The organism is Cricetibacter osteomyelitidis (assembly GCF_004340985.1).
Taxonomy (GTDB): Bacteria; Pseudomonadota; Gammaproteobacteria; order Enterobacterales; family Pasteurellaceae; genus Cricetibacter; species Cricetibacter osteomyelitidis.
Genome location: NZ_SLYB01000032.1, coordinates 23127 through 30151 on the forward strand (window position 1 = coordinate 23127; position 7025 = coordinate 30151).

At 42.0% G+C, this 7025-nt stretch carries 9 protein-coding genes and 1 pseudogene; 4 read left to right on the forward strand and 6 right to left on the reverse strand.

The features are described from left to right. Positions 1-141 precede the first annotated feature (141 nt). Positions 142-397: pseudogene (locus tag EDC44_RS13115) on the reverse strand (transposase); the annotation flags it as partial. Positions 398-1010: 613 nt separating this feature from the next. Between EDC44_RS13115 and EDC44_RS11220 the strand changes: the two are divergent. From EDC44_RS11220 to EDC44_RS13355, 3 genes are all read left to right on the forward strand, one after another. Beyond that, positions 1011-1328 (forward strand): helix-turn-helix domain-containing protein, encoded by a 318-nt coding sequence (locus tag EDC44_RS11220; RefSeq protein WP_131978936.1) that lies wholly within the window; start codon positions 1011-1013, stop codon positions 1326-1328. Beyond that, positions 1297-2286, forward strand: a complete 990-nt coding sequence (locus EDC44_RS11225) for a reverse transcriptase family protein (protein ID WP_131978939.1) — start codon at positions 1297-1299, stop codon at positions 2284-2286. The genes EDC44_RS11220 and EDC44_RS11225 overlap by 32 nt, the downstream gene beginning before the upstream one ends. Before the next feature lie 62 nt (positions 2287-2348). Further along, positions 2349-2480 carry a hypothetical protein gene (locus EDC44_RS13355; protein WP_279388381.1) on the forward strand — a complete coding sequence of 44 codons (132 nt, stop codon included), beginning with the start codon at positions 2349-2351 and terminating at the stop codon, positions 2478-2480. 156 nt (positions 2481-2636) lie between these two features. Here EDC44_RS13355 and EDC44_RS11230 read toward each other — a convergent pair whose 3' ends face one another. From EDC44_RS11230 to EDC44_RS11250, 5 genes are all read right to left on the reverse strand, one after another. After that, positions 2637-4052, reverse strand: a complete 1416-nt coding sequence (locus EDC44_RS11230; protein ID WP_424276113.1) for a subtype B tannase — start codon at positions 4050-4052, stop codon at positions 2637-2639. Between the two features lie 130 nt (positions 4053-4182). Then, positions 4183-4470 (reverse strand): DUF3861 domain-containing protein, encoded by a 288-nt coding sequence (locus EDC44_RS11235; protein ID WP_131978942.1) that lies wholly within the window; start codon positions 4468-4470, stop codon positions 4183-4185. Then, complete coding sequence (locus tag EDC44_RS11240; protein ID WP_131978945.1) at positions 4467-5222, reverse strand: protein-ADP-ribose hydrolase; 756 nt, start codon at positions 5220-5222, stop codon at positions 4467-4469. The genes EDC44_RS11235 and EDC44_RS11240 overlap by 4 nt, the downstream gene beginning before the upstream one ends. Before the next feature lie 2 nt (positions 5223-5224). Next, positions 5225-6055 (reverse strand): SIR2 family NAD-dependent protein deacylase, encoded by an 831-nt coding sequence (locus EDC44_RS11245; protein ID WP_131978948.1) that lies wholly within the window; start codon positions 6053-6055, stop codon positions 5225-5227. Positions 6056-6063: 8 nt separating this feature from the next. After that, a complete protein-coding gene (locus EDC44_RS11250; RefSeq protein WP_131978951.1) occupies positions 6064-6453 on the reverse strand; it encodes a hypothetical protein in 390 nt (129 codons plus the stop codon). A gap of 1 nt (position 6454) precedes the next feature. On the opposite strand from EDC44_RS11250, the gene EDC44_RS11255 reads away from it, so the two are divergent. After that, the gene (locus EDC44_RS11255) at positions 6455-6817 is read left to right on the forward strand and encodes a hypothetical protein (RefSeq protein ID WP_131978954.1); all 363 of its coding nucleotides are present in this window, start codon (positions 6455-6457) and stop codon (positions 6815-6817) included. The last annotated feature ends 208 nt before the right edge of the window (positions 6818-7025 follow it).

The following is a 7025-nucleotide window of genomic DNA, read 5'->3' on the forward strand; positions in this document are numbered from 1 at the left end:
AGTAAAAATAAAAAGCCCGCGATTTTCTTCATTTTTTGCATGATTACTGCTAAAAAGTACTGCATTTGTACTTTCGATAACTCTCCGTATCGGGTATAGCAATGACTGTGATGTTGTTTGGCATCGGCAAAGCTGCGTTCTATTTCCGTTAAGCTCTTTCACTAATTGACATTCACTTTTGATGTCAAAAAATAGCCTAAGAACATTATCTTAAACAAGCGAACCAGGTCAACAGCAGGACGACCATTACCTTAACAATAAAGATGGGCGACTTCGTCACGAATGAATTCAAAATCAATGGCATTGGATATTTTATGAACAAGGTTATCTTCAGAAACGAGTGTCCGAGGTTAACCATTTCAAGCTCGTATTGCGGTGTATAGGGATTTTTGAGCATAAGCATATCCTTTTTGATACACCTATTAGCTCAGAGTAACCGCTTTTGGTCTATAGATTTGTCAGCGCTCAGAGATGACTGTGCCATCACTCCGTTACCACTGTAACAGATGAGTTTCTACCTAATTTCACTTACTATGAAAAAATTACTTGATCTAAACATAAAAAAACCTCTATAATTTCACCCATTGTGAAATTATAGCAATAAACCTCGTAATAGTTTGAGTTAATAACAACTCGGAGGAAACTCCAGCCTGCTTATAGGTACAGTTGCTAACCTAACAAGTTAGTTTAGCAATTACGCCTACGGCGTTCCGCAATGCGTTGAGGACACGACGCATTGCGGTTAGAATAGGGTCAAGTGGTGGGTGTGCTATTTTGATACTCCACGAGGAGTTACAGCAATCCTGCTGTAACGAGTAATCAAATGAGGCTCATATTTATGTCCCAAAAACAAATTCACAATACACACCAAACCCCAAATAAACCAAACAAAAAACGAAATCAATACTTTAAATGGCTTATCTTAGCTGCAAAATGTATTTATAGAATTTGGCGTTGGTATTCAGATAATGAATAATATTTGGGGTTACCCTACTTTCTAAGGATAAATTATGCTAAATCAAGCCCTAAAATTAACAAGACAATTCCATAAATTAAACCAATCTGAGTTAGCCAAAGCACTTAATGTTTCCACCTCACATATTTCAGAAATTGAAACAGGTAAAAACACCATTACATTAGATATGCTACAAAAATATGCAACATATTTTGATATTCCTGTTTCGCATTTAATGTTATTTGCTGAACAAATTGAAAATGAAACGCTTCGTTCTGAAAAAGTACGCAAATTTGTCGCAAAAAAAGTGCTTGCCATAATGGATTGGGTGGTCAAGCAAAATGAAAAAAAAGAAAAAGCTCATCACTCATAATAAAGAATATACGCTAGATAAAAGCCCTTTATTTAATATTGAATATATTAAAAGGCTTGTTTCTGTTCTCAATGCTGATGAAGAAATCATCACGTCACTTATTAAGTATAAAGCTGAAAATTACAATTGTTTTTCGCAAGGCAAGAAAAAAAGAGAAATTCAAACACCGATTAATGAGCTTTATCTTATTCATAATCGTATCGCTTCATTACTTGCAAGAATAAAACTTCCTAAGTATCTTTATTCTGGGGTAAAAAATCGTTCTTATATCGATAATGCGAAAGAGCATTTAAATAGTAAAGCAATTTTAACCACGGATGTTACTGCCTTTTTCCCTTCTACAACCCGAACAATGATCTTTTGGTTCTTTAAGGATAAAATGCAATGTAGTTCTAGGATGGCAAATATTCTTGCTGATTTATGTTCCATTAATGACCACTTGCCTACAGGTAGTCAAATTAGTATGCCGTTAGCGTATTGGGTTAATTCTTCAATGTTTAAAGAACTGCATAGATTAGCTGAAGATCATAAATTAAAAATGACAGTATATGTTGATGACCTGACTTTCTCAGGAGAAAAGGTTCCTAAAGGATTTAAATATCAAGTAGAACAAATTATTAAAAAGCACAAACACCAAATTAAATCTGAAAAAACGACATTATATAACAATCAGTCGGTAAAAGAAGTAACGGGCTTAATTTTAAAAGAGGGTAAATTATTACCTCCTAATCGCCAATTAAAAAAACTTCATCAACATTTAAACCTTTGGGAAAAACTCATTGAATCACCTAGAAATGGAATAAAGATTGAATGGTTATATCCAAAAGTGATTGGGGTACTAAATAATATTACCTATTTTCGTCCTGAATATAAAAATGTAATTTTTGCCATTCAGAAAGAATATCATCAATACAAAAATACGCCTTCTAACTATAAAAACCAGATTGATGCCAACTAAACTTCGGATTAAGATAGCCCAACTACAAGCCGTTCTAAACGACTTTTTTGTAAAGAAACACAATGGCTCAACAAAACACTAAACCCGTCAAATTTCAATTACAGGGTGAAACAGGAAAACGTGTGGCACTTGCTGCAGTTAAACGCATCTTCAAAATGCACAACAAAGAAATCAAAGTGCTAGCAGATAAATAATTAGTATTGAGAGCAATCGAAAAAATAGCAAACATATTAGTGCTATTACTAGGGTCTGTTGATAAAGTGCGGTCAATTTTTCCATTATTTCCCTTTATATCGTTTTGGTTTAATAGACAAAATCTCCCCCAAAACCAACCGCACTTTCATCATTCGCTACTCCCCTTTCACCACGCTTTTAACCCAGTCGAACAATTCGTCCAAGTCATAATCACCGCTATGGGGAACGCCCCACGGGAGTGCATAATCCACCGCTTTGCCTTCGTTTTGCAGTTTAAGGGCGAGCAGGGCTGAAATGGCGAGAGAGGTATCACGATCATTTTCGCCCACGCGAATGCGGTAATGTTGGGTCGGGCTTTGGTAGTTCATCGCATTCATTAAGCCGACAATGGCGTTATCCACCCGTTTTGCGTTGGCGGCGGTGCTGTGTTGCATTGCAAAGTCGGTGAAATGTTTTTTATCGGTGTGGGTATCGCCGAACAGTTGATTTTCGCCCGATGAGAGATCCACCGCATCAAATGCTGGTGCGGTTTTCTGTCTGCCGACAAATTTTGCATAGCTGTCAAAATCCGCTGCTGTAACGTTGCCATTTTCGATGGTGAGCCACGTTTGATCGCTTAAATCAGTGCCGTTATCCAAGGCTTTTTGGGCGGATTCCATCAATTTCGCTTCGATAAATTGTTTAAAGCTGCCGTTGCCCTTTTCGTCTAAGGTCAGCGGCTGCCCTTGTTTGTCCTTGAAATTTAACCCATTCACATAAGCCGGAAACAGCGGTTTTAATTGGTCGGACAGGGCAATTTGGGCAGCGGTCTGCGTGCCGTTAATCAGCTTGCGTTCCACCCGATAATCAATATTGTGCATATCAATTTTCTTATAATCATTCACGCCGTTGAACTGCCATTCATACGCCATATCTGCGTGTTCCAAGTTGGTAATCGGGCAATAGACGGAAACGGCAAAAATATCGTCCGTTGCCGCTGCAGCCCCTGCCGCTTTGAGATAAGGCTCATACTGCGGTGCATTGCCGCTTGTGCCTAACAGGGCGGATAATGCCCCACCGGCACTCGTCCCATTAGAGATAATTTTGTTGGCATCGCCTGCCATCAGTTTGTCGTTAGCTTTCAGATAACGCACGGCGGCTTTTAGGTCGATAATCGCTGCCGGGGCTTTGCCGTCCGACTCGGTTCGCCCCCTTGCACCGACACTTGCCACTACATAGCCTTTGGATAACGCCACCATAATCGCATTCGGTGAATCGCCGCCCCTTGTGCCTAACTCCGGTTTGCCAGCCGTTGCCGGCATATAGCCGCCCACATCATTCGGGAAGAAAATCGGGGCGGTGTCGGCATTGTAGCCGTCAATCGTCCCACCGTTAAAATAGGCTTCAGGGATATAAATATTCATCGTTTGATAGCGGGTATCGCTTGGTTTCAGCACATACACAATATGCTCAAAAGCACGATACGGCACGGCATTGCCATTGATCTCAAACTGGCGTTTTTCGCCCTGAACCTGCGAAAAGTCCAAATTTTTCGGCACAGGATAACGCACCGGCTCGGCTTTCGCTTTCATCGGCGGCTTCGCCGGCTGGCTGTTTATCGAACCATTATCGGCAGCGGCATTCGCGGAGAAAAAACCGGCGATTAACATTGCTAAAAGAGATGTTTTCAATTTCATTGTTTTTCCTTGTGTAAGTTAAAAATTAAGCTTTTCCTTTAATGATTTTCATCATTTCCAAAAAGTGCGGTCGTAATTGCTCAAATAATGGCTGTTTACGATTTTCCAACATTACTTCACCCATCAGTTTTAGCCCCACCGCAAAGCGTTGAGCCATTTCCGGTGTAAAACCGTCCCGTTGCTGTATTTTTTCGATAATCTGAAAAATATTATCGTGGTTCGGTGCATTAAATTGTAAGGGGGCGGCTTGCACGGCGTTGCCTTGCTCATCGGTTAAATGTTCAACGGTGATCCGATATTGATGTTGTTTCATTTTTGTTCTCCTAATAAATCTTGATAAATCGCCAAGTCAATGTCTTTAAACACGTTAAAAATAACCTTGATTGACGGATTATAGGACAAAAATCGGCGGACTTCACGCACGGCAATTTCGGCGGCGGCTTGGTTAGGGAAGCGAAATTCGCCGGTGCTGATGCAGCAAAAAGCGATGGATTGAATGCCGTTTTCCACGGCAAGTTCTAAACACAAGCGGTAGCATTGTGCCAATAATTTGCAATCCTGCTCGGTTAATTCCCCTTGAATAATCGGGCCGACCGTGTGGATCACATAATCGCTGGGTAAGTTGTACGCCGGCGTGATTTTCGCCTGTCCTGTCGGTTCTAAATGCCCTTGTCGTTGCATTAGCTCGGCACAGGCGTGTCGTAGTTGCAAGCCGGCTTGGGAGTGAATGGCGTTGTCGATGCAGCGATGTAAGGGCTGAAAACAGCCGAGCAGTTGGCTGTTTGCCGCATTGACAATCGCCCCCACTTTTAAGCGGGTAATATCCCCCTGCCAGAGATAGATATTCGGTTCAATCGGAGTGAGATCCGCCAAGCTGACAATGCCTTTTTCCGCCAGTTGCTGCTGTAAAATTTCATCTTGCCATTGCCAAAACGCCGCCGTTTCCGCTTGTGGCGGTCGGATATTCATTAAGGCACGCAGCAATAAACGCTGTTCCGCTAAGTTGTCGGGAAGGACAACGGTTGGGTCAAGATAATGAATCAGTTGAGCGATATTATTCGACATTGTTACTCCAAAAGTGCGGTTAAAATTTCATTCGGATCGTCCGTTAAAGCTAGGGTTTGGGCAGCGGTTTCCGCAAAGCCGTTCGGCTCGTCCCGATTAAAACGAATTAAGGTTGCCTGCGGATTGCGAAAGGTCATCTGCTCAAACGGGTAGCGAATAATGGTCGGCGTGTTGTAGCCCACGCCCAGTTCTAGAAACACGGTTTTGCCCTGCATTGCCGAGTGTAAAAATTCGCTATAACGGCGTTGGGCGGTGTGCCAGTCGGCATTCTCGACAAAATAGCGATCAATGCGTAAGTGCATTGCCATTTTGCCGTGGCAAACGGGGCATTTTGGCACAAGGGCGGTCGGGATTTGGCAATCCTGCGTGTGTGCCAACCACTGTTTAACCAAGGCGTTATTGGGGTAAAGTTCATCGTGGCAGGCGGTCGCACATTGCAGCAAGCTGTAATCGCCCTGCACCCGAAAAATTCTCGTTGGATCAAAACCGGCTTGATAAAACTGCCCGTCTGCGTTGGTGGTGATTACAAAATAATTTTTATCTTGCACCAACGCCAATAATTGCCGATAAAGTGCGGTCGTTTTTGGTTCGAAACGGTTTACCCAAATATGCTTCGCCCAATACGCCCATTTTTCTTCCTCAGACGGAAACGGGTAGAAACCTGCCGAATACATATCCGTCATTCCATAGCGGGCAATAAAAGGCTGGAAATTGTCCGTAAACCGCTTGCCGCTGTAAGTTAATCCGGCAGCGGCGGAAAAGCCGGCTCCCGCCCCGATAACCAGATAGTCCGCCTGTTGCAATTTTTGTTTGACTTGTTCAACTAATGTCATCTTTCCCCCTAAATGTCCCGATACACAATCGGCACAATGCGTGCTTCAAATTCGGCAATCGACATTGGCTGAAGGCTTTTAATCAGTCGCACTTTGTCAATTTGCCGCACCAATTTCATTGTGCAATCTTCAAAGCGTAGCACCACACTGAAAAAATCGAAAAAATCATAGTTCACTTCTTGCACGGTGGCATAGTGTTCCAACTGCGGTGCAATATTGAAATAGCCGTGAATTGCCGCCTGATAATCCTTAAACGCCACTTCTTCAATATAAAACTGCCACTCATTGACACGAACGGTTTTGGCCTGGCGGAATGTGCCTAAGGTCATTATTCGCTGGGGGCGGTTGATTAACCAATAAAATAGACCACCGAGCATCAAACATAAAATCAATAACATTTTGCCCACCAATATTGCAAAAAATCCGAAAAAACCGACCGCTCTTTTAGGGTCTGTTGATAATTGTTTATTGTTTGAGCGAGAGGCTATTTTTCGTCAAGACAAGGCAAAAATGATGAAGTTGAGCGATCTCAATGAATCATTTTTAACGCAGGATTGGCGAAAAATAGCCCTCGCCCTTCGGGTTGTTGTCAAAATTGTGCCTATGCTGCGTTGTCATTTTTGGAAAGCATGTAAAACCTTACCTGCAAATTCCGCCTTGCTTAGGCGCAATTTTGATGACAACTCAAGCAATAAACAATTATCAACAGACCCTAAGCAAAAGCCCTGTTTTTTCACAGGGCTAGATGGCGCAAGTTTATAACTTGTCAGACCACTGACAAACCCACCTTTTCAAAATAATTTGATAAAAGTGGGTTTGTTTTTTTACATTATTGCTTTTCTCTTGATTTCTCCTTTCAGATAACCTCACAAGTGGTCATTTTCCCTGATTTTTTTGCAAATACTCTAGACGAGCATAATTTGAGCCATAAACAATACAAAAAAGCCCATACCACTAGGGCGATTTTCTT